Below are 23,019 nucleotides of genomic sequence, written 5' to 3'. Positions count from 1 at the left end.
GTCAGTCTCCTGTGGGCTGGCGCTTCCAGTCTCTCGGCAAGCTGGGTGCAGGGTTGCGCAACGCCAACAAACGCATCCCCTCCAGCGTGATGTCTTGGTCAATGTGGTCAAAAATCGTGGTGCCTTCGGCAAACAGCGGAGCTAGGCCGCCGGTCGCGATAACCTTGATGGGGGCGTCGATCTCCTTGCGAACCCGCTCCACCAAGCCTTCGACCATGCCGACATAGCCCCAGAAAATCCCCGAGCGCATCGCCGGGACCGTCGAGCGCCCAATCACCGCCTGCGGCCGCCCGATTGCGATCCGTGGTAACCGCGCCGCCGCGCGATGCAGCGCCTCGATCGAGAGGTTCACGCCAGGGGCGATAATCCCGCCGAGGAAGGCGCCATCGTCACCGACAACATCGAAATTTGTCGCGGTGCCGAAATCAATCACCACCAGCGGCCCTCCATAGATCTGATGGGCGGCCAGCGTATTCAATAGACGATCGGCCCCCACCTCCGCGGGGTGATCTATGCGTATCTCGAAGCCCCAATCCAGTCCGGACGAGGCGATAAGCGGCTCGACCTCGAACCACTCCCGGCAAAGACGGCGTAGGTGATAGAGCGCGGCCGGCACCACGGTGCCGATCACGGCGCGGCTTATGCCGGCCCGCTTGAGACCGTTATGCTGCAAAAGAGTCAGCAACCATACCGCGTATTCGTCTGAGGTGCGCTGCGCGTCGGTTGATATGCGCCAGATACCCCGCCAGCGGGCACCGTCATGCACCGCCATGACGATGTTGGTATTGCCGGCATCGACCACGAGCATCATGGCTTAGGATTCCCCTGCCCTGACAGAAGCACATCCCCGGTGGAGACGACGTGAAGATTGTCGCCGCACTGCAACAAAAGTTTGCCCTCTGGTGAGAGGCCGGCGAAGAAGCCTTCCCGCGCCTCGCCACCGCCATACTGTACGCGGATTGCCGTGCCGAGTGGATGCGCTCGCGCCAGCCAAGCCTCGCGTATCGGCTCCAGACCCTTCGCTTCCAGTCGCCGGCGCCAGATGGCGAGCCTCGGCAGCAGCGCCCGCGTGACGTCGCCCGGAGTCGGCGCCGGGGCAGCCAAGGCCGCCGTCTCTCGGCCGGGAAGCTCTGGCGCGACAGCAAGATTGGCGCCGAAACCGATCACCAGCCAGTCGACGGTCGTGCCGATCGCACCTTCCACCAGCACGCCCGCGAGCTTGGCGCCACGGCTGAGGATGTCGTTCGGCCATTTAAGCGAAAGCTGGGCCTCTTCCGCGCCGCAATCCTCCAGCGCTTCCAGTAGCGCAAGACCCGACAGCAGCGACCATCCGCCGATGACGTCGGCAGGCGAAGCGGTGGTCCGTGCCGGGCGCTGGAGAACCGAAAGGTAGAGGTTGCCGACCGGCGAACTCCAGGCGCGTCCGCGACTGCCGCGCCCGGCGCTTTGCGCCTCCGCCAATATGCTCAGCCCATCGGGCGCGCCGAGCCGGGCGCGTGCGAGGCAAATGTCGGAGGTCGAGGAAACGACCCCGACTTTCTCCAACCGAAAGCCGTCTATCTGGTCCGGGGCGGTGGCGGCTAGCCCAAGGCTCAACCCAGCAACGCCTGCGCCGCTGCTTGCGCCGCCGCAGTCACCGGACCCAGCACGACGATGAAGAATGTCGTCACGATACCGGTCGCCGCGATGACGAAAGAGAGTGATGGCGCGCGGTGATCGAACACCCCGGCGGGGGCGTCGAAATACATCACCTTCACGATCCGCAGGTAATAATAGAGGCCAAAAATGCTGGTGATGATGCCGAAGGCAGCGAGCGTCCAGAGCCCGCTATGGACCGCCGCGAGGAACACATAAAGCTTGGCGAAGAAGCCCGAGAAGGGCGGCAGCCCGGCCATGCTCAGCAAGAACACAGCGAGCACCAAGGCGAGGGCACCGTCGTTGCGTCCAAGACCGCTGAGATCGGCGATAGTCTCCACCGGCCTTCCCTGACGCCGCATCGCTATGATGACGGCGAAGGAGCCGAGCGCCATGAAAGCATAGGTCGCCAGGTAAACCAGCGTGTCCGTCACGCCGTTTGCGTTGCCCGCCGCCAGACCCATCAGGGCGTAGCCGACATGGCCGATGGCGGAATAGGCGAGCAACCGCTTGACGTTGGTCTGCATGATCGGCGCGAGCGAGCCGAGCACCATCGACGCAATCGAGACGATCTCGATCAGCAACTGCCACTGCGGCAACAGATGGCCGAACGGCACGAGCATGACCCGCAACAGCAAGGCGATGCCGGCAACCTTCGGCGCGGAACCGAGCAGTGCCGTCACCGAGGTCGGCGACCCCTCGTAGACGTCAGGCGACCACATATGGAACGGCACGGCGGCGATCTTGAAGCTGAGACCAGTGAGCACGAAGATCATGCCGACGATCAGGCCTGCGGAAGGCTTGGGTGCCAGCAGCGCCGTCGCGATCCGCGAGAAATCCATGCTGCCGGAGAAGCCGTAGACCAGCGAGATGCCATAGAGCAGCAGACCCGAGGCGAGCGAGCCCAGCACGAAGTATTTCAGCCCCGCCTCGGCGGAACGCAGCGTGTCCCGCGCGAAGGCGGCGATGACGTAGAGGGCAAGCGATTGCAGCTCCAGCCCCAGATACAGCGTCATCAGGTTATTGGCCGAGACCATGATCAGCATGCCCGCGGAGGCGAACAGGATCAGGACCGGAAACTCGAACCTGGCCATCTCGTCTTCCCGCTCGTTGAAGTCGAGCGAGAGGATGATCGCGAGCGCGGCAGAAGCGAGAATGACCACTTTGACGAAACGGCTGAAGGCGTCGGCGACGAACAGGCCGCCATAGCCGATGCCCTGAGGTGCTACGGCAACCAGTCCCGTGGTGATAAGCAAGGCGCCGAGCGACAGCATGCTGGCGAGCCGGAAGGCGCCGGGCTTCGGTGCGAAAGCTCCCACCAGCAAAATCGCCATCGCGAGGATCGCGAGCGCGATCTCCGGCAGCGCGACGAGCCAGTTCATCGGATCACTCCCGCCATCGGCAAGGCTGCGGCGAGATGCGTCGTCCCGGCAATGGCCGCCACATGCTGCTGCGCCATGGCGCCCACCGTCGCGTCGAAAAACACCGAGAAGCTGGAGGGGTAGAGGCCCATCCACAGGGTCAGCGCGACCAATGGTATCAGCATCGCCATCTCGCGACCGTTCAGGTCAACCAGCGCCTTGAGGTCCGGCCGAACCAAGGCGCCGAAGATGATCCGCCGATACCAGACCAGGGTGTAGACCGCGCTGATGATCAGCGTGATGGCGGTCAGGAAGGCCACCCAGAAATTCACTTTCAGCGCGCCGACGATCACCAGGATCTCGCCGATAAAGCCGGCGGTTCCAGGCAGCCCCACGGTGCCCATGGCGAAGATCATAAAGAGCAACGCGAAGAAGGGCATGCGATGCACGACGCCGCCGAAGCCGTCCATGCTCTGGCTACGCGTGCGGTCCATCAGTACGCCGACACACAGGAAGAGGGCGGCGGTGATGAAGCCGTGGCTCAGCATGCGGAACAGCGAGCCCTCGATCCCCTGCACCGTGAAGGTGAAGATGCCGACCACCGCGATCGCCATATGCCCAACTGAGGAATAGGCGACGAGCTTGAGCATATCCCGCTGCACCAGCGCCACGACCGAGGTGTAGATGATCGCGATCACCCCCAGCGCGAACATCAGCGGCGCGAAATACTCGGCGGCATTGGGCAGCATCGGCACGGAAAAGCGCAGGAAGCCATAGCCGCCCATATTGGCGAGCACACCCGCGAGCAACACTGAACCCGCGATCGGTGCCTCCCGATGCGCGTCGATCAACCAGGTATGCACTGGCCAGATAGGGATCTTGACCGCGAAGGCGGCGAGGAAAGCGAGGAAAAGCCAGAACTGCATGTCGCGCGACAATGGCGTCTGCAACAGCACCGGGATGCTCGTCGTTCCCGCATGGAACCATAGGGCCAGGATGCCAAGCAGCATCACCATCGAGCCGGTGAACATGTAGAGGAAGAACTTGATCGCAGCATAGAGCCGCTTCTCGCCGCCCCAGACCCCGATGATGAGAAACATGGGGATCAGCACGGCCTCGAAGAAAATGAAGAACATCACGAAGTCGAGCGAGCAGAAGAGCCCGATCATGGTGGTTTCCATGAACAGGAAGGCCAGCATGTATTCCCGCACCCGGACCTTCGCCGTCCAGCTCGACAGGATCGCGATGGGCGTAAGCGCTGTCGTTATCAGCACGAACAATACGCTGATGCCGTCGATGCCCATACGGTAATCGATGCCATAGGTCGGCAGCCAGCTCAGCCGCTCCGTGAACTGAAAGCCCGCCTGACCGCGGTCGAATTCGAACCACAGCACCAGGCTGAGCACGAAGACGATCAGGCTGGTCCATAGCGCCGCCCAGCGCGCATTGGAGGCGACCGTCGCCTCGTCGCCGCGCACGGTCAGGATCACCAGGCAGCCGACCAGCGGCAGGAAGGTGAGCAATGAGAGCAGCGGGAATCCGGCTTGGTTCATCACGCTCACCGGAAAATCAGAAACACGGTGATCAGCACTACGAGGCCGATCAGCATGACGAAAGCGTAGCCCGCCAACGAGCCCGTTTGCAGCCGGACAACCCCGCCCGACGAGCCGCGCACCAGGGCCGCGCCGCCACGCGGAATACCGTCGATAATGCCCTCATCGCCGACGTGCCAAAGCACGCGGGCGACGGCGTGGTAGGGCCGCACGAAGACCGCGTCATACAGCTCGTCGAAATACCACTTGTTGAGAAACAGCCGGTAAATCGGCCCGAACATCTGCGCCATCCGCGCGGGCAGCCCAGGCATCGCGATATACATCACGAAAGCGGTCAGGATGCCGAGCAGGCCAAGAAGCGACGGCAGCAATTCGATGAACAGCGGTGTGTGCTCGATCTGCGTCAGCAGATTGGGGTGGTGGATGTCGGAAATCGATCCCGCCCAGAATAGCCCCTGCCCGCCGCCGATGAAGCTGTAGCGCAGCGTCATGCCCGCGAAAATCGCGCCGAGCGCCAGCACAGCAAGCGGCCCCGTCATTACCAGCGGGCTCTCATGGACATGGTGCTCGACCTCCGGCGCGACATGCGACGGTCCATGGAAGGTTAGGAAGATGAGGCGCCAGGAATAGAAGGCGGTTAGGAAGGTCGCGAGTTCGCCGCAGATGAAGCCATAGCCGCCGCCGCGCCCGAAATAGGCGGCGTCGAGGATGGCGTCCTTTGAGTAGAAGCCCGACAGGACCGGGATACCGGCAATGGCCAGGCTGCCGATCCACATCATAACATAGGTATAGGGAATGCGCCGGGCGAGGCCGCCCATCTTCCGCATATCCTGCTCGCCCGACATCGCATGGATGACCGAGCCGGCGGTGAGGAAGAGCAGCGCCTTGAAGCAGGCATGGCAGATGAGATGGAACATCGAGGCCTGATAGGCGCCGACGCCGATCGCCACGAACATGTAGCCGAGCTGCGAGCAGGTCGAATAGGCGATGACCCGTTTGATGTCCGTCTGCGCGCAGCCGATGGTCGCCGCGAAAAGCGCCGTCGTGCCGCCGATGATGGTCACGACCGTCAGCGCGAAGGGCGCGTATTCCAGCAGCGGCGACATCCGCGCCATCAGGAAGACACCAGCCGTCACCATGGTCGCCGCATGGATGAGGGCAGAAACCGGCGTCGGCCCTTCCATGGCATCCGCGAGCCAGGTGTGCAGCCCGATCTGCGCCGACTTGCCCATGGCACCGATGAACAGCAGCACGCCGATCACGTCATAGGCATGCATATTGGTGCCAAACAGGCGGTAGGTGGCCGCGTTGTGCAGCGGCGCGTCGGCGAAAATCGTGTCGAGCTGGATCGAGCCGAAGAGGAAAAACACCAGCGCGATGCCCAGGGCGAACCCCAGGTCACCTACACGGTTCATGATGAAGGCTTTGATCGCCGCCGCATTCGCGCTCGGCTTGTCGTACCAGAAGCCGATCAGCAGATAGCTGACGAGGCCCACGCCTTCCCAGCCAAAGAACAGTTGCAGCAGGTCGTTCGCCGTCACCAGCATCAGCATGGCGAAGGTGAACAGAGACAGGTAGGCGAAGAAGCGCGGCACCGAGCGGTCGCCGTGCATATAGCCCACCGAGTACAGGTGGATAAGCGTGGAGACGACCGTCACCATCACCACCATGACGGCGGCAAGGCTGTCGTAGCGAAGCTCCCAATTTGCCTGGAAGCTCCCGACATGCAGCCAATCGCCGATCGAGACGGTGCTGGCGGGAACCAGGCCCGTCAGAATCTGGCCGCCGGTGAAGATGCCGGCGGCAGCCGCGATCACCATGAAGAGAAGGCTCACGCCCATCGCGCCGCGGTCGCCCAGCCAGCGGCCGAACAAGCCGGAGATCAGGGAGCCGAAGAGCGGCGCGAAGACGGCGATGGCGAAGATCACGGTCTCAGCCCTTCATCAGATTAACATCCTCGACCGCGATAGAACCGCGGTTGCGGAAGTAGGTGACGACAATGGCGAGACCGATCGCCGCCTCGGCGGCGGCGACCGTCAGCACGAACATGGTAAAGACCTGGCCGGTGAGATCGCCCAGCGCGCCCGAGAAGGCGACCAGGTTGAGGTTGACGGCGAGCAGCATGAGCTCGATCGACATCATGATGGTGATGACGTTCTTGCGGTTCATGAAGATGCCGAAGATGCCAATGACCAGCAGGATGGCGGATACGACGAGGTAATGGCTGACGCTCAGAGGCATCCCTCAGCCCTCCACACGTGTGATCGGCTCGGGAACGCGATGATCGCTGGCAAGCTGAACCGGCGCCTCAGCCGGAGCCGGCAACGCCGCTAGCTTGGGCTTTGGCCGCAGAATGCCGAGTTGCTTCACGCCAACGCCGATCGGCAGATCGAGCATCGTCATAGTATCGGCAGGCTGCCGCGCGATCTGCTCGGCGATATTCTGGTAGCGCGAACGGCGCCGGTCGCGATGGGTGAGCACGATCGCGCCGATCATCGCCACCATCAGCACAAGCGCCGCCGTCTCGAAGAGGAAGGCGTATTGCGTATAGAGCACCCGCCCCAGCGCATCCGTATTGGAGATACCCGCGACGGCGGGGTTGAGCCGCAAGGCCGGGGCGCTCGCGGAGAAACGCCAGCCGCCCACCACCAGAACCAGTTCGAGCAACAGAATGACACCGATAACCGCGCCGATCGGGGCATAGCGCTGCACCCCGGCCCGAAGCTGGCTGAAGTCGATATCCAGCATCATGACGACGAACAGGAACAGGACCGCGACGGCGCCGATATAGACGATCAGCAGAATCATCGCGAGGAACTCGGCTCCGGCGATCAGGAACAATGCGGCCGCGTTGAAGAAGCACAGGATCAGGAACAGAACGGAATGCACCGGGTTGCGCGAGGTCACCACCATGACCGCCGCCGCGACCAGCACCGCCGAGAACAGGTAGAAAAAGATCTGGTCGAAGATCATGACGCCGCCTTAACGGTAGGGTGCATCGAGTTCAAGACGACGCGCCAGCTCCGGCTCCCAGCGGTCACCGTTCGAGAGCAGCTTCTCCTTGTCGTAAAGCAGCTCCTCCCGCGTCTCGACCGCGAATTCGAAGTTCGGACCCTCGACGATGGCATCGACCGGGCAGGCTTCCTCGCACAAGCCGCAATAGATGCATTTCACCATGTCGATGTCGTAACGCGTGGTCCGGCGGCTGCCATCTTCGCGCGGTTCGGCCTCGATGGTGATGGCCTGTGCCGGGCAGATCGCCTCGCATAGCTTGCAGGCGATGCAGCGCTCCTCGCCATTGGGATAGCGGCGAAGCGCGTGTTCGCCTTTGAAGCGCGGGCTGATCGGCCCCTTCTCGAAGGGGTAGTTGATCGTGACCTTCGGCTTGAAGATGTATTTAAAGGTCACATACATGCCGCCGAGAAGCTCGGTCAGAAGCAGGCTGCGCGCGGTGCGGTCGAGGAAGGCCATGCGACGAAGATCCTCTTACGCGTGGGGAAGCCAGCCGAAGGCGACGAGCGCGCCCGCGGTGATCACCATCCAGAGCAGCGACAGCGGCAGAAAGACCTTCCAGCCGAGGCGCATAAGCTGGTCGTAGCGGAAGCGCGGGAAGGTGGCGCGCACCCAGAAGAACATGAACATCACGAAGCAGATTTTCGCGATAAACCAGATCGGCCCGGGAATGAGCGTGAACGGCACGAAGGGCAGCGGAGACATCCAGCCGCCGAGGAACAGGATCGTCGTCATCCCGCTCATCAGGATCATGTTGGCGTATTCGCCGAGGAAGAACATCGCGAAGCTCATCGCGCTGTATTCGACGAAGAAGCCGGCCACGATCTCGCTCTCGCCTTCTGGCAGATCGAAGGGGGCGCGGTTGCACTCGGCGAGACCGGAGATGAAGAAGACTATGAACATCGGAAACAGCGGGATGCAGAACCACAGCCCGTTCTGCGCCAGCACGATGTCATTGAGATTCAGGCTGCCGACACAGAGCAGCACCGAGACCATCACGAAGCCGATCGAGACCTCGTAACTCACCATCTGCGCCGCCGAGCGAAGGGCGCCGAGGAAAGCGTATTTCGAATTGCTCGCCCAGCCCGCGATGATAATGCCGTAGACACCTAGCGAGCTGATCGCGAACAGATAAAGAATGCCGACATTGATATCGGCGACAGCGAGATGGTTGCCGGTCGGCACCACCGCCCAGGCGGTCATCGCTAGGCCGAAGGTAATCATCGGGGCCATGATGAACAGCGCGCGATTGGCGCCGGTCGGAATGATCGTCTCCTTCATGACCATCTTGATGGCATCCGCGAAGGGCTGCCACAGACCGAAGGGACCCACCACGTTCGGCCCCTTCCGCAACTGGATGGCGGCAAGGGCCTTACGTTCGGCGTAGGTCGCATAGGCGACCAGAATCAGTAGCGGCACGAGTACGGCCAAAGTCTCCAGCAGGCGCAGGATGATCTGGCCGAGGATTGTCGTGAAGAAGCCCATCGCCCTGCCCTACTCCGCCGCCTGCATGAGAGGCGCGCTATACGTCTCGGTGCAGACTCGCATGGTCGGGCTCGCACGGCTGATCGGATCGGTCTGATAGTAGTCGGTGATGGCCGGCGCGAAATGCTCCGTGCGCATTCCGCCGGCTGCCGGGGCCGTGGGCCCTCCGGCATCACCCGTCGCCATGCGGCGGAAACTGCCGATCGTGCCGAAGACCGGATTGACCTCAACCAGGCGTGTGCGTAGCGCCTCAAGCGTGTCATAGGGCAGCGTCTTGCCGATCACGGCACTGAAGGCGCGGAGAATGCGCCAATCCTCCTTCGCCTCTCCTGGCGGGAAGACGGCGAGCGCGGTGCGCTGGACGCGGCCTTCCATGTTCACATAGGTTCCGCTCTTCTCGGTATAGGCGGCACCCGGCAGCACCACGTCGGCACGCGCCGCGCCGCGGTCGCCGTGGTGTCCCTGGTAGATGACGAAGGTCTCCGGGCTGATCTGCGCCGCATCGAACTCATCGGCACCGAGCAGCCAGAGCAGATCGACGCCCCCGCGCACCATGCCCTGCCAATCCTGCCCGCCCTCGCCCGGCAGGAAGCCGAGATCCAAGGCGCCGACGCGCGCCGCCGCGCGGTGAAGCACGTTGAATCCGTGCCAATCGGCGCCGAGTCCGCCAACCTTTCCGGCAAGCGACCAAGCCGCCGCCAGTAGGGCTGCGCCGTCCGCTCCGGCGAGGGCCGCTTCCCCGATCACGATCATCGGCCGTTCGGCCTTCGCCAGTACCTTGGCGAAGTCGTGGCTGCCATCGGCCAGCCCATCCAAGGCTGCCGCACCGTCGCCAAGGATCGTCGAGGGATAGGTCAGATCGGTCGCCGAGCCGATCACGCCGACCGGCAACCGGTTCATCAGCCAACGCTTGCGGATGCGCGCGTTCAGGATCGGCGCCTCATGGCGAGGATTGGTGCCGATCAGCAGGATCGCGTCGGCCTGCTCGATCCCGGCGATGGTCGTATTGAACAGGTAATAGTCCCGGCGGCTCGTGTTGAACCGAGCGCCACCCTGACGGCAATCGATGTTCTCGCTACCGAGCGCTGCCATGAGATCCTTAAGCGCCAGCATGCTCTCGGCATCCGCGAGATCACCCGCCAAGGCTCCGATGCGGCCGCCCGGCACGCCCGCGAGACGGGTGGCGATGGCTTGAAACGCCTCCGGCCATGTCGCTGGCTGGAGCTTTCCGGCAAGGCGCAGCCAGGGCTTGTCCAGGCGGCGGCGCATGAGCCCGTCAATCGAATGGCGCGACTTATCCGCCATCCACTCCTCGTTGATGTCCTCGTTCAGTCGCGGCAGGACGCGCATCACCTGCGGGCCGCGCGCATCGACGCGGATATTGGTGCCGACAGCATCCAGCACATCGATGCTGTCGGTCTTCTTCAGCTCCCAGGGCCGCGCATGATAGGCGTAGGGCTTCGAGGTCAGCGCACCTACCGGGCAGATATCGACCAGGTTGCCGGAAAGCTCCGAGGTCAGCGCCTTCTCGACATAGGTCGTGATCTCCATCATCTCGCCGCGCGAGGTGCCACCCAATTCCGGAACACCAGCGATTTCAGTCGAGAAACGGATGCAGCGGCTGCATTGGATGCAGCGCGTCATATTGGTCTTGACCAGCGGACCGAGATCCTTGTCCCGCACCGTCCGCTTATTCTCATGATAGCGCGTATGATCCGCGCCATAGGCCATGGCCTGGTCCTGCAAATCGCATTCGCCGCCCTGGTCGCAGATCGGGCAATCCAGCGGATGGTTGATGAGCAGGAATTCCATCACCCCGCGACGCGCCTTGCGCACCAGCGGACTATCGGTCTTCACCACCATGCCCTCGCCCACCGGGAAAGCGCAGGACGCAACAGGCTTCGGCGCTTTCTCGACCTCGACCAGACACATGCGGCAATTGGCGGCGACCGAAAGCCGGTCGTGGAAACAGAAGCGCGGGATCTCTTTCCCCGCCTGCTCCGCCGCCTGCAACACAGAGGTCCCGGCCTCGACCACGATCTCGACGCCGTCGATGGTGAGCTTGGTCGGCTTGATGAACGTCTGGGCTTCTGACATCCCGCCTACTCCGCCGCGATCGGCATTGGCATCGGCGGCCGTTTCGCCAGAAGGTCGCGCTTATACTGGGCGATCCGCTCCTCCAGAACCGGGCGGAAATGGCGTATCAAGCCCTGGATCGGCCAGGCCGCCGCGTCGCCCAGTGCGCAAATCGTATGGCCTTCGATCTGCCGCGACATCTGGTCGAGCATATTGATCTCCTCGACCTCGGCGCGACCCTCGACCATGCGATTCATGATCCGCATCATCCAGCCAGTGCCTTCACGGCAAGGCGTGCACTGGCCACAGCTCTCGTGCTTGTAAAAGGCCGAGATCCGCGCGATCGCCTTGATGACGTCAGTGGACTTGTCCATGACGATAACGGCGCCCGTTCCGAGACCGCTGCGGAATTCGCGCAGGCTGTCGAAATCCATCAGAGCGGTTTCGGCCATTTCCTTCGTGATCATCGGCACCGAGACGCCGCCGGGAATGACGGCCAGCAGATTGTCCCAGCCGCCGCGCACCCCGCCCGCATGAACCTCGATGAGCTCCCGCAGCGGAACGCTCATCGATTCCTCGACGGTGCAAGGACGGTTCACATGCCCGGAAATGCAGAAGAGTTTCGTGCCCTGGTTCTTATCGCGCCCAAAGCCCGCGAACCATTTGGCGCCGCGCCGCATAATGGTCGGCGCCACTGCCACCGTCTCGCAATTGGTGACAGTGCTAGGGCAACCATAGAGCCCCATCGCCGCCGGGAATGGCGGCTTGGAGCGCGGCATGCCCTTCTTGCCCTCAAGGCTCTCGATCAGCGCCGTCTCTTCGCCGCAAATATAGGCCCCCGCGCCGCGATGAACGAAGACATCGAAGGCGTAACCCGAGCCGCAGGCGTCAGGCCCAAGAAGTCCAGCCGTGTAGGCTTCCTCGACCGCCGTCTGGAGATGAACATATTCGTTGTAATATTCGCCACGAATGTAGCAGTAGGCAGCGGTCGCCCCCATCGCGAAGCCCGCGACAAGGCAGCCCTCCACCAGCTTATGCGGATGAAAGCGGAGGATTTCGCGATCCTTGCACGTGCCGGGCTCGCTCTCGTCGCAGTTGACGAGCAGATAGGCCGGCTTGTTGCCGCGATCCTTCGGCATGAAGCTCCACTTGAGCCCCGCCGGAAAGCCGGCGCCGCCACGGCCGCGCAAGCCGGAAGCCTTGATTTCGTTGACGATGGCGTCTCGTCCACGCGCCAGCAAATCCGCCGTGCCATCCCAATCGCCTTGAGCACGCGCGCCATCGAGGTGCCAGTCGTGCTGGCCATACAGGTTGGTGAAGATGCGGTCGTGGTCTTTCAGCATGACCTCACTCCCCAGCCGGCGGCGGTGCGGCCGGCGGCGGTGCCGCGGCGGCCGCCGCTGCGGCAGCCTCCGCCTCGGCGCGTGCGCGGCGTTCCGCCGCATAATGTTCCGGGTTCCACAGCGCCGCCTCATCCGTCAGCGTCGTCGGACCGCCCACGCTCATGGAACCCTCGCGCCCGATCGTCGAACCAATCGGCGGCGTCTCGCCCCGGCGAAACGCGGCGAGCAGCGCCTCGGTTCGCGGCCCGTCCAGGTCCTCATAGTAGTCGTCGTTGATCTGCATCATCGGCGCATTCACGCAGGCGCCAAGACACTCGACCTCGGTCATGGTGAAGAGCCCATCGACGCTCGTCTCGCCCATTTGCTGGATGCCCGTCGCGCGCTTGCAGGCCGCGACCACATCATCCGAGCCGCGCAACCAGCATGGCGTCGTGGTGCAAACCTGGAGATGGAAACGCCCGATCGGCTTGGTGTTGAACATGAGGTAAAAGGTCGCGACCTCATAGACGCGGATCGGCGGCATCTCCAGCAACGCGGCCACCGCATCCATCGCGACGCGCGGCACCCACGCGCTGCCGGTCAGGCGGCCCATCTGCTTCTGCACGACATACAAGACGGGAATGACGGCGCTCGCCTGCCGTCCCGGCGGGTAGCGCTTGAGAATGATGGCGATCTGCTCATCGCTGAGCGGATCGAACGCGAAGCTGGTGGGCTCGGCGGCGGCGGCGATGCTCGTTTCGCTCATGATTACCTGTCGATTTCGCCGAAAACGAGGTCGATGGAGCCGATGATCGCGACCGCATCGGCCAGCATGTGCCCATGAGCCATCTTGTCCATGGCCTGCAAATGCGAGAACCCCGTCGCCCGGATCTTGCAGCGATAGGGCCGGTTCGTGCCGTCGGCGATCAGATAGACCCCAAACTCGCCCTTGGGCGCCTCAACCGTCGTGTAGGTGGCGCCGGCCGGAACATGGAAGCCTTCGGTAAAGAGCTTGAAGTGGTGGATCAGCGCTTCCATCGAACGCTTCATTTCAGCGCGTTTCGGTGGCGTGAACTTGTTATCCTGAATTCGCACCGGCCCGGGCTTCATCTTTGCAATACACTGCTGGATAATCTTCACGCTCTCACGCATCTCGGCGACGCGCATGAGGTAGCGGTCGTAGCAATCGCCATTGCGGCTTACCGGCACCTGAAAGGCGACATCATTGTATTTCGCGTAGGGCTGTGCGCGACGCAGATCCCATGGCACGCCCGAAGCTCGCAAGTTCGGGCCACTAAAGCCCCAGGCGAGCGCCTCTTCAGCGGAAACGACGCCAATGTTGACGGTGCGCTGCTTCCAGATTCTGTTGTTGGTCAGCAGCCCTTCGAGATCGTTGAGATAATTCGGGAAGTCGTCGCACCAGGCGAGGATCCGCTCATCGAGACCGGCAGGCAAATCGCGATTCACGCCGCCCGGCCTCACGTAATTGGCGTGCATGCGTGCGCCGGACGCCGCCTCATGGAACTCCATGAGCTTCTCGCGCTCCTCATAGCCCCAAAGGCTCGGCGTGAGCGCGCCGGCATCGAGCGCAAAGGATGTCACGTTCAGCAGATGGTTGAGAATGCGCGTGATCTCGCAGAACATCGTGCGGATCCATTCTGCGCGCTCTGGCACGGTGATGCCCAGCAGCTTCTCGACCGCCATCGAGTAGCAGTGCTCCTGCGCCATCGGGCTCACGTAGTCGAGCCGGTCGAAATACGGGACGTTCTGCAGATACGTCCGATACTCCATCAGCTTCTCGGTGCCGCGATGGAGCAGGCCGATATGCGGATCGGCACGTTCCACAACCTCGCCATCCATCTCGAGGATGAGCCGCAACACGCCATGGGCCGCAGGATGCTGCGGCCCGAAATTCATCGCATGGCTATCGATCTCGACCGTCTTGGTCGTCTTCTCGCGAATTGCCGTATCGCTCATCTCTCAGCCCTCGCGATGCGCTTTCTCGTCTCCGGGGAGCGTCGTCATGCCCTCCCAAGGCGAGATGAAATCGAACCGGCGATAATCCTGCGTCAGCTTCACCGGCTCATAGATGACCTGGCGCCGCTCCTCGTCGTATCGCACCTCGACATAGCCGGTGAGGGGAAAGTCCTTGCGCAGCGGATGCCCGACGAAGCCGTAATCGGTGAGGATGCGGCGCAGATCGGCTTGCCCCGAGAAGGTGATGCCGAACAGGTCGTAAGCCTCCCGCTCCCACCAGGTCGCGCAGGGCCACAAACCACAGACGGAGGGCACAGCCGAGGCCTCGTCAGTCGTCACGATGACCCGGATGCGATGGTTCAGGGAGACGGAGAGCAGGTTGTAAACAACGTCGAAGCGCTCCGCCCGCTGCGGCCAGTCGACACCGCAAATATCCATGAGCTGCTCGAAGGCGAAGCGCGGGTCGTCCCGCAGGGTCTCCAACAGTCCGAGCAGCGAGTCGCGATCGGTATGGATCACCACCTCGCCGATCTCGACGGAAGCCCTCATCACGCGCGGCAGCGCGCCCACGTTTGCGGTAAGCTGCTGGATCGGTGTCGGGGGAATCGGAAGCGCCTCTTCGGCCGGGGCGGGCGACGGCGCCTCAGCCACGGAGGATCGTCCCTGTGCGGCGGATCTTCTTCTGTAGCTGCATGATGCCGTAGACCAGCGCTTCAGCCGTCGGCGGGCAGCCCGGCACGTAGATGTCGACCGGCACGATCCGGTCGCAGCCGCGCACCACGGAATAGGAGTAGTGATAGTAGCCGCCACCATTGGCGCAACTGCCCATCGAGATGACCCAGCGCGGCTCGGGCATCTGGTCGTAGAGTTTCCGCAGAGCCGGCGCCATCTTGTTGGTCAGGGTGCCGGACACGATCATGACGTCGCTCTGACGCGGGCTCGCGCGCGGGATAATGCCCATGCGGTCGAGGTCGTAGCGCGGCATATAGGCGTGGATCATCTCGACGGCGCAGCAGGCCAGGCCGAAGGTCATCGGCCACAGGCTGCCGGTGCGCGCCCAGTTCACCAGCTTGTCGATATTGCCGACCACGAAACCGCGCCCGGCGATCTCGCCGGTAATGCTGCGGATGACGTCCTCCTGGTCGGGACCAGGCGGCAGCATCTCGCGGTTCCAAGCGACGGGCAGCGGCGCGCCTTCGGTGGGATGCGGCAGGTCCACGACGCTCACTCCCAGTCCAGGGCGCCCTTGCGCCACTCGTAGATAAAACCAACCGTCAGGATCGCGAGAAAGCCCAACATCGTGAAGAAACCAAACAATCCGATATGGGAGAGGCTGACCGCCCAGGGAAACAGGAAGGCCACCTCAAGGTCAAAGATAATGAAAAGCAGGCAAACGAGATAAAAACGGACATCGAAGCGCCTACGGGCGTCGTCGAAGGCATCGAAGCCGCATTCGTAAGCGGAAAGCTTCTCCGCATAGGGCTTCTGCCGCGCCGCCAGTAGCGAGCCGCCCACCATGGCCGCGGCGATAAAGCCGGCGACGCCCAGGAAAACGAGGATCGGCCAATACTGCGCAAGGATGGGCTGCACCCTGACCTCCTCATGAACCAAGCGGCGATCGGCACAGCCGCGTCTCACCGCGCCTTGCCTTCCGCCGCAACTGCTAACGGAACCTATACCCCAAAGAGCCGCCTTGCCAGAGGGCGACCCATCACCCCGCGGTGTGCCGCGAGGCGTCTGGATGACAAGGATTGGCGGAGGAGCTTGGACTTCGCCGCTGGCGCGAGTGACGGGGCTCGAACCCGCGACCTCCGGCGTGACAGGCCGGCGCTCTAACCAACTGAGCTACACCCGCAGCGACGGGCGGGTGTTAAAGCGGCGGCGCGGCAGCGTCAAGCGGCGGCATGCGCGCGAGGACCCTGCGCGAGACAGCGCTTGCAGAGCTGAAAGCGCGGCGGCGGAGGCGACTATGCGCAAGCCGCGCGTTCCAGGGTTTTTCGACTTGTCTAGTGGCTGGTGGGCGGTGACGGTTTCGAACCGCCGACCCTCTCGGTGTAAACGAGACGCTCTACCGCTGAGCTAACCGCCCCAGCCAGACCCTTTGCGGTGCCGTGAACCCGCACCCTTGGGGCAACGCGACGCTCTAAGCACAAGCGCGCCGAGCGGGCGACAAAAAAGCGCGCGGACCGAAGCCCGCGCGCTCTTCTGGAAATACCTAAACCTTCAGCCCAACCTCAGTGCGGCAGGGAAGCGCCCTGTGTCGGCGGCGGAGTAACGGGCACCGGCTGTTCCTCAGGCTCCGTCCACTCGATCGGCTCCAGCTTGCGCACCAGCGCCCGGGCGAGAACCTCGTCGACATGCGCCACGGGGATGATCGTCATCCCCTTCTTCACGTTGTCCGGAATCTCGGCGAGATCCTTCTCATTGTCCTTCGGGATCAGAACCGTCGTGATACCGGCCCGCAGAGCCGCCAGCAGTTTTTCTTTCAACCCACCGATCGGCAACACGCGGCCGCGCAGGGTGATCTCACCCGTCATCGCCACATCGCGCCGCACGGCGATTCCCGTCAGCACGCTCACGATGCTCGTCGCCATAGCGATGCCGGCCGAAGGACCGTCCTTCGGAGTCGCACCCTCGGGCACATGCACGTGGATGTCTCGCTTCTCGAAGATCGTCGGCTTGATGCCGAAGTCGATCGCGCGACTCCGCACATAACTCATCGCCGCCTGCACGCTCTCCTGCATCACGTCGCCAAGCTTGCCGGTGCTCTGCACCTTGCCCTTACCCGGCAGCATAACGCTTTCGATCGTCAGGATCTCGCCGCCGACTTCGGTCCAGGCCAGGCCGGTCACGGCGCCGACCATATCCTCGGCCTCCGCCTCGCCGAACTGGAACTTCCGGACGCCGGAATATTTCTCCAGATTCTTGCGGGTGAAAGCGACCTTCTTGCTTTTCCCGACGAGGATCTCTTTCACCGCCTTGCGGGCGAGCTTGGCGATCTCACGCTCCAAATTCCGGACGCCGGCTTCCCGCGTGTAGTAGCGGATGAGGTCACGCAGCGCGTCGTCATGCACCGACCACTCGTCCGGCTTCAGCGTATGGGCCGTCGTCTGTTTCGGAATCAGGTGGCGCTTCGCGATCTCGACCTTCTCATCCTCGGTGTAGCCGGGGATGCGAATGATCTCCATGCGGTCCAGCAGCGGCTGGGGCATCTTGAGGCTATTCGCCGTGGTGATGAACATCACGTCGGACAGGTCGTAATCGACCTCGAGATAATGGTCCGCGAAGGTCGAGTTCTGCTCCGGATCCAGCACCTCGAGAAGTGCCGAGGTCGGATCGCCGCGCCAGTCCTGGCCCAGCTTGTCGATCTCGTCGAGCAGGAAGAGCGGGTTGGACGTTTTGGCCTTCTTCATGCCCTGGACGATCTTGCCCGGCATCGAACCGATATAGGTCCGCCGATGGCCGCGGATCTCGGCCTCGTCCCGCACGCCGCCCAGCGACATACGGACGAAGTTACGGCCTGTGGCATGCGCGATCGACTTGCCGAGCGAGGTCTTGCCCACGCCGGGCGGCCCCACCAGGCAGAGGATCGGACCCTTCACCTTCTTGCTGCGCACCTGCACCGCAAGATATTCGATGATCCGTTCCTTGATCTTTTCCATGCCGTAATGCTCGGCATCAAGGACCTTTTCGGCTTCAACGAGGTCTTTCTTGACGGCGCTGCGCTTCTTCCACGGGATGCTCAGCATCCAGTCGAGGTAGTTGCGCACCACCGTCGCCTCGGCGCTCATAGGGCTCATCGACTTGAGCTTCTTCAGCTCGGCAATGGCCTTCTCTTGCGCCTCTTTGGAGAGCTTGGTCTTGCGCATGCGGTCTTCGAGTTCGGCATTCTCATCCTTGCCGTCCTCACCCTCGCCGAGCTCCTTCTGGATCGCCTTGAGCTGCTCGTTGAGATAGTACTCGCGCTGGGTCTTCTCCATCTGCCGCTTCACGCGGTTACGGATACGCTTTTCGACCTGGAGGACCCCAATCTCGGATTCCATATGGGCGAAGAGCCGCTCCAGCCGATCGCTGACCGCGGGAACCTCCAGCAGTTCCTGCTTCTCGGCGATCTTTAACGTGAGGTGGCTCGCCACCGTGTCGGCGAGCTTCGCCGGGTCGTCGATCTGGTTCAGCGAAACCAGGACTTCCTGAGTGATTTTCTTGTTGAGCTTGATGTATTGCTCGAACTGCCCGACCACGGTGCGCGCCAGCGCCTCCAGCTCCTTGGGCTCGGCGCGTATGTCATCGATCGCGACCGTCTCGGCCTCGAAATAGTTCTCGGTTTCGGTGAAATCGACGGCGCGGGCGCGGCGCGTGCCTTCCACCAACACCTTCACGGTGCCATCGGGCAGCTTGAGGTGCTGCAGGATCGTGGAGACGGTTCCGACGCGAAAGATATCCTCGGCGGACGGGTCATCCTGCGAGGCGTTCTTCTGGGCCACGAGGAGGATCTGTTTGCCCTCCGTCATGACGGCTTCGAGCGCCCGGACAGATTTCTCGCGGCCGACAAAGAGCGGCACAATCATGTGCGGAAATACGACGATGTCCCGCAGCGGAAGCACTGGCATCCGGCTTTCGCTCGGAGGCGACGCCGCTACGGGCTGGGTTTCAGGCATGATGACCTCCTTCAAGGACAGTCGCCTCTGAAGCGGGCCCGAAGACTCGGCACCCTCATCGAGAGCTGTAATTCTAGCTGGGCGGCCGAAGCCCCCCGATCAAGTTAAGCGCGGCAGCGGTGACTAGACCGCAGGACCGAAGCGTTGAGCGTTAGCCGTCTTACGCGCTCTCCTCGGCCCTTTCCTTACCGTAGGTGAATAGCGGGGCAGCGCGATTCTCAGCCACCTCGCGATTGATTACCACCTCCTCGACGTTCCCGAGGCCCGGCAGTTCGAACATTGTCCCGAGGAGTATCTGCTCCATGATCGAGCGTAATCCGCGGGCACCCGTTCGGCGCTGAATGGCACGCGCCGCGACGGACTTCATGGCGTCTTCGGTGAACGAAAGCTTTACGCCTTCCATTTCGAACAGGCGGCCATACTGCTTAACCAAGGCGTTTTTCGGCTTCGTCAGAATCTCGATGAGCGCCGGCTCGTCCAGATCTTCCAAGGTCGCTACTACTGGCAGACGACCAATGAATTCCGGGATAAGGCCGAATCGCAATAAATCCTCGGGCTCGACCGCGCGCAGCACCTCGCCCGTCCGCCGCTCCTCCGGAGACTGCACGGTCGCGCCGTAGCCGATGCCCGAGCCCTTGCCCCGCGCGCCGATGATCTTCTCCAACCCGGCGAAAGCGCCGCCGCAGATGAAGAGGATATTCGTCGTGTCGACCTGCAGGAACTCCTGCTGGGGATGCTTGCGCCCGCCTTGCGGCGGCACGGAGGCGACGGTGCCCTCCATGATCTTCAGCAAAGCCTGCTGGACACCCTCGCCGCTCACATCGCGGGTGATCGAGGGGTTGTCCGACTTGCGGCTGATCTTATCGACCTCGTCGATATACACGATGCCGCGCTGCGCCCGCTCGACGTTGTAGTCAGCCGACTGGAGCAGCTTGAGGATGATGTTCTCGACATCCTCACCGACATAGCCAGCCTCGGTGAGGGTCGTCGCATCGGCCATCGTGAAGGGCACGTCCAGCATGCGGGCCAAGGTCTGGGCCAGCAGCGTCTTGCCCGAGCCGGTGGGCCCGATCAGCAGGATGTTGGACTTCGCGATTTCAACGTCATTATGCTTCTGGCCATGGGCCAAGCGCTTGTAATGATTATGAACCGCGACGCTCAGGACCTTCTTGGCATGTTCCTGGCCAATAACGTAATCGTCCAGGACCTTGCAGATCTCGCGCGGGGTGGGCACCCCGTCCCGCGACTTCACGAGGTGGGTCTTGTTCTCCTCGCGGATGATGTCCATGCACAGTTCGACGCATTCATCGCAGATGAAGACGGTCGGGCCGGCGATGAGCTTGCGAACTTCGTGCTGGGACTTGCCGCAGAACGAGCAGTAGAGGGTGTTCTTAGACTCGCCGGATTTGCTCACAACAGGCTCCTTCCCCGGACCGCGCCGGGGCCACCAAAATTCAGACTACGCCGCGAACGCTTAATCGAACAAGGCGCTTGACACCGGCCGGGTATTCCCAAATCCGGCCCAGGCTCTGGCAATGGCGGTATCGTCAGAGGACCTTGCCGTCTTCGGCAACGACAGGTCGATTCTCAACGACCAGATCGATAAGGCCGAACTCCAGCGCCTCCTGGGCGGACATGAAGCTGTCGCGCTCGAGCTTGCTCTCGATCTTCTCCAGCGTCTGCCCGGTATGCCGGACATAAATCTCATTCAGCCGCTGGCGAATCCGGAGGATCTCCCGCGCCTGGATCTCGATATCGGTCGCCTGGCCCTGAGCACCGCCGGAAGGCTGGTGAACCATGATCCTCGCATTGGGCAGGGCGAACCGTTTGCCGGCCGCACCGGCTGCCAGCAACAGGCTGCCCATCGAGGCCGCTTGCCCGATACATACGGTGCTCACCGGCGACCGGATGTATTGCATGGTGTCGTAGATCGCGAGACCGGAGGTCACGACGCCGCCTGGGCTATTGATATAGAAAGAAATATCCTTGGAAGGGTTCTCACTCTCCAGGAACAGCAGCTGGGCGCAGACCAGGGCGCTCATCTCGTCGAAGACCTGGCCGGTCAGGAAGATGATCCGCTCCTTGAGGAGCCGGGAGTAGATGTCGTACGAGCGTTCCCCTCGCGACGTCTGCTCGACGACCATCGGAACGAGCGTGTTCATGTAGACGTCGATCGGATCCCGATCCCTCATAGCTTGTCCTTTCCTTGCCCCGGAGGCTCCGTTTGGCAGCCCCGGTTTGGGCAATTCTCCACTAAGCCAGCCTCACCGCAAGCAGCTACGCGTGAGGTTCTGACCCGCCATCACCGGCCCCCATCGCGGGCAGCCTTGGCGTAGCGGACATCGGCCTCACCGCTATGTGAGGCCGCTCCGATTGAAATGGAAGGGGTGGTCTGCCGTTCTCAGCTTTCGGCGTCGACAGCGGCCGCCAGCTCTTCAGGCGTCACTTGCTTATCGGAGACCTGAGCCAGTTCAAGGATATAATCGACGACCTTCTCCTCGAAGATTGGCCCCCGCAGGAATTCCGCCGCCTGCGGGTTCTTGCGGAAGAGATCCAAAGCCTCCTTCTGGCGCGCGCCATATTGCATGGCGTGCTGGAAAACCGCGCGGTTCATCTCCTCGTTGGAGACCGTGATGCCGTTGCGCTGGCCGATCTCGGCGAGCAGCAGCCCGAGTCGCACCCGCCGGTCGGCGATCGCCTGATACTCGGTCCGCAGCGTCTCCTCGTCCTTCGCCTTGTCCTCTTCGTCCAGCCGGCCGGCTTTGCGTTCCTCCTCAAGCCGATCCCAGATCTGCTTGAACTCGCCCTCCGTCAGGCTCGGCGGCACCGGGAAGTCGCTGGTTTCGGCGAGGGCGTCGAGCAGCTGGCGCTTCAGGTTCTGCCGTGCTCCCGCATCCAGCTCCCGCTGCAACCGGTCACGCACAAACTTCTTGAGGTCCTCGAGATCCTCGAAGCCCAGCTCGGCCGCGATCGCATCGTCGAGCTCCGGCGTCTCGAAACGCTTGAGCCCCTTGGCGGTGACCTCGAACTCCGCATCCTTGCCAGCGAGCTCAACCGCGCCGTAATCGGCGGGGAAGGTCACGTTGATGGTCCGCGTCTCGCCGGATTTCAGTCCTTCGAGCTGCTCGGCAAAGCCCGGAATGAAGCCTGAGCCGCCGATCTCCACCGGCACATCCTGCGCCGCACCACCCTCGAAGGGGACGCCCGCGATGCGGCCAAGGAAATCGACGACGACAGCGTCGCCAGCCTCGGCGCCGCGCTCCTCGGTGATCTCGACCTCCTTGCGGCGGCTCCGGGCGATATTGGCGAGGCCCGCGCCAACCGCCTCATCATTCGGCTCGGTCTTCAACCGCGTGAGGTTGATTTGCGACAGGTCCGGGATCGTGATGTCGGGCAGCACTTCCAGCTCGAGCTTGAACTCGAGGTCATTCGCCTCAGCCATCATGTCAGAGACGAAATCGACCTTCGGCTGCGTCGCGGGCCGCAGGCCACGCTCGGAGAGCAGCTGCCGGGTCGCCTCGTTCATGGATTCATCGGCGACCTCCGCGGCCACCGCGTTCCCGTAGCGCTTGCGCAGCACCGTCATCGGAACCTTGCCGGGCCGGAAGCCGGGCATCCGCATGGTTCGGCCCAGTTCATCGAGCTTCGCCTGGCGCTTTTGCTGCAGATCGGCGGCTGGCAGCACGATAGTAAAGGCGTGCTTAAGCCCGTCTGACTGGGTCTCGGTGATCTGCATGAGGGCTCGGCACTCCGGGTAGAGTCATAAGAACAGGCGGATCGAGGGAGAAGCAGGCAAGCGGAAGTCGGCCAGAAGATCGGGCCGAGTGGTGCGGGCGGAGGGACTTGAACCCCCACGACTTGCGCCACCAGAACCTAAATCTGGCGTGTCTACCAATTCCACCACGCCCGCAGGCCCTCAGGCCGCAGGGGGGGCGCTGTA

General features: G+C 63.0%; 20 protein-coding genes and 3 tRNA genes. All 23 read right to left on the bottom strand.

Going from position 1 to position 23,019, the window contains the following annotated elements:
- Position 1 precedes the first annotated feature (1 nt).
- Positions 2 to 811: a type III pantothenate kinase gene (locus GSQ92_RS18020; RefSeq protein ID WP_158803619.1), complete on the bottom strand. Its 810-nt coding sequence runs from the start codon at positions 809 to 811 to the stop codon at positions 2 to 4.
- The gene (locus GSQ92_RS18015; RefSeq protein ID WP_158803618.1) at positions 808 to 1,596 is read right to left on the bottom strand and encodes a biotin--[acetyl-CoA-carboxylase] ligase; all 789 of its coding nucleotides are present in this window, start codon (positions 1,594 to 1,596) and stop codon (positions 808 to 810) included. The genes GSQ92_RS18020 and GSQ92_RS18015 overlap by 4 nt, the downstream gene beginning before the upstream one ends.
- Positions 1,593 to 3,017: an NADH-quinone oxidoreductase subunit NuoN gene (nuoN, locus tag GSQ92_RS18010; protein WP_158803617.1), complete on the bottom strand. Its 1,425-nt coding sequence runs from the start codon at positions 3,015 to 3,017 to the stop codon at positions 1,593 to 1,595. Before nuoN ends, GSQ92_RS18015 begins: the two co-directional genes overlap by 4 nt.
- Positions 3,014 to 4,549: an NADH-quinone oxidoreductase subunit M gene (locus tag GSQ92_RS18005; protein ID WP_158803616.1), complete on the bottom strand. Its 1,536-nt coding sequence runs from the start codon at positions 4,547 to 4,549 to the stop codon at positions 3,014 to 3,016. Before GSQ92_RS18005 ends, nuoN begins: the two co-directional genes overlap by 4 nt.
- Before the next feature lie 5 nt (positions 4,550 to 4,554).
- On the bottom strand, positions 4,555 to 6,477 hold the full coding sequence (gene nuoL / locus GSQ92_RS18000) for an NADH-quinone oxidoreductase subunit L (RefSeq protein WP_158803615.1): 1,923 nt from the start codon (positions 6,475 to 6,477) through the stop codon (positions 4,555 to 4,557).
- A gap of 4 nt (positions 6,478 to 6,481) precedes the next feature.
- Positions 6,482 to 6,790 (bottom strand): NADH-quinone oxidoreductase subunit NuoK, encoded by a 309-nt coding sequence (nuoK, locus tag GSQ92_RS17995; protein WP_158803614.1) that lies wholly within the window; start codon positions 6,788 to 6,790, stop codon positions 6,482 to 6,484.
- Between the two features lie 3 nt (positions 6,791 to 6,793).
- Positions 6,794 to 7,519: an NADH-quinone oxidoreductase subunit J gene (locus GSQ92_RS17990; RefSeq protein WP_158803733.1), complete on the bottom strand. Its 726-nt coding sequence runs from the start codon at positions 7,517 to 7,519 to the stop codon at positions 6,794 to 6,796.
- 12 nt (positions 7,520 to 7,531) lie between these two features.
- Positions 7,532 to 8,020 (bottom strand): NADH-quinone oxidoreductase subunit NuoI, encoded by a 489-nt coding sequence (gene nuoI / locus GSQ92_RS17985; protein WP_158803613.1) that lies wholly within the window; start codon positions 8,018 to 8,020, stop codon positions 7,532 to 7,534.
- A gap of 15 nt (positions 8,021 to 8,035) precedes the next feature.
- Positions 8,036 to 9,046: an NADH-quinone oxidoreductase subunit NuoH gene (gene nuoH, locus GSQ92_RS17980; RefSeq protein WP_158803612.1), complete on the bottom strand. Its 1,011-nt coding sequence runs from the start codon at positions 9,044 to 9,046 to the stop codon at positions 8,036 to 8,038.
- 9 nt (positions 9,047 to 9,055) lie between these two features.
- Positions 9,056 to 11,143: an NADH-quinone oxidoreductase subunit NuoG gene (nuoG, locus tag GSQ92_RS17975; protein WP_158803611.1), complete on the bottom strand. Its 2,088-nt coding sequence runs from the start codon at positions 11,141 to 11,143 to the stop codon at positions 9,056 to 9,058.
- A gap of 5 nt (positions 11,144 to 11,148) precedes the next feature.
- Positions 11,149 to 12,465 (bottom strand): NADH-quinone oxidoreductase subunit NuoF, encoded by a 1,317-nt coding sequence (nuoF, locus tag GSQ92_RS17970; protein WP_159013809.1) that lies wholly within the window; start codon positions 12,463 to 12,465, stop codon positions 11,149 to 11,151.
- A 4-nt stretch (positions 12,466 to 12,469) separates the two neighbouring features.
- A complete protein-coding gene (locus tag GSQ92_RS17965) occupies positions 12,470 to 13,210 on the bottom strand; it encodes an NAD(P)H-dependent oxidoreductase subunit E (RefSeq protein WP_159013808.1) in 741 nt (246 codons plus the stop codon).
- A gap of 2 nt (positions 13,211 to 13,212) precedes the next feature.
- Positions 13,213 to 14,421, bottom strand: a complete 1,209-nt coding sequence (locus tag GSQ92_RS17960) for an NADH-quinone oxidoreductase subunit D (protein ID WP_158803608.1) — start codon at positions 14,419 to 14,421, stop codon at positions 13,213 to 13,215.
- Between the two features lie 3 nt (positions 14,422 to 14,424).
- Positions 14,425 to 14,970: an NADH-quinone oxidoreductase subunit C gene (locus tag GSQ92_RS17955; RefSeq protein ID WP_159013912.1), complete on the bottom strand. Its 546-nt coding sequence runs from the start codon at positions 14,968 to 14,970 to the stop codon at positions 14,425 to 14,427.
- A 94-nt stretch (positions 14,971 to 15,064) separates the two neighbouring features.
- Positions 15,065 to 15,583 (bottom strand): NADH-quinone oxidoreductase subunit B family protein, encoded by a 519-nt coding sequence (locus GSQ92_RS17950; protein ID WP_158803731.1) that lies wholly within the window; start codon positions 15,581 to 15,583, stop codon positions 15,065 to 15,067.
- 62 nt (positions 15,584 to 15,645) lie between these two features.
- Positions 15,646 to 16,011 (bottom strand): NADH-quinone oxidoreductase subunit A, encoded by a 366-nt coding sequence (locus tag GSQ92_RS17945; RefSeq protein ID WP_158803607.1) that lies wholly within the window; start codon positions 16,009 to 16,011, stop codon positions 15,646 to 15,648.
- 188 nt (positions 16,012 to 16,199) lie between these two features.
- Positions 16,200 to 16,276 (bottom strand) — tRNA-Asp (locus GSQ92_RS17940).
- Positions 16,277 to 16,435: 159 nt separating this feature from the next.
- A tRNA-Val gene (locus GSQ92_RS17935) sits at positions 16,436 to 16,510 on the bottom strand.
- A gap of 145 nt (positions 16,511 to 16,655) precedes the next feature.
- Positions 16,656 to 19,079: an endopeptidase La gene (gene lon, locus GSQ92_RS17930; protein ID WP_158803606.1), complete on the bottom strand. Its 2,424-nt coding sequence runs from the start codon at positions 19,077 to 19,079 to the stop codon at positions 16,656 to 16,658.
- Positions 19,080 to 19,239: 160 nt separating this feature from the next.
- Positions 19,240 to 20,493, bottom strand: coding sequence for an ATP-dependent Clp protease ATP-binding subunit ClpX (gene clpX / locus GSQ92_RS17925; protein ID WP_158803605.1), 1,254 nt, complete (start codon positions 20,491 to 20,493; stop codon positions 19,240 to 19,242).
- Positions 20,494 to 20,626: 133 nt separating this feature from the next.
- A complete protein-coding gene (gene clpP / locus GSQ92_RS17920) occupies positions 20,627 to 21,271 on the bottom strand; it encodes an ATP-dependent Clp endopeptidase proteolytic subunit ClpP (RefSeq protein WP_158803604.1) in 645 nt (214 codons plus the stop codon).
- Positions 21,272 to 21,480: 209 nt separating this feature from the next.
- Positions 21,481 to 22,815 (bottom strand): trigger factor, encoded by a 1,335-nt coding sequence (gene tig, locus GSQ92_RS17915; RefSeq protein ID WP_158803603.1) that lies wholly within the window; start codon positions 22,813 to 22,815, stop codon positions 21,481 to 21,483.
- Positions 22,816 to 22,904: 89 nt separating this feature from the next.
- Positions 22,905 to 22,989 (bottom strand) — tRNA-Leu (locus GSQ92_RS17910).
- Between the last annotated feature and the right edge of the window lie 30 nt (positions 22,990 to 23,019).

It is taken from the genome of Acidisoma sp. S159 (assembly GCF_009766125.1).
Classification (GTDB): domain Bacteria; phylum Pseudomonadota; class Alphaproteobacteria; order Acetobacterales; family Acetobacteraceae; genus Acidisoma.
The sequence above is the reverse complement of the archived record's forward strand: the minus strand, read 5'-3'. Positions and strand labels throughout refer to the sequence as shown.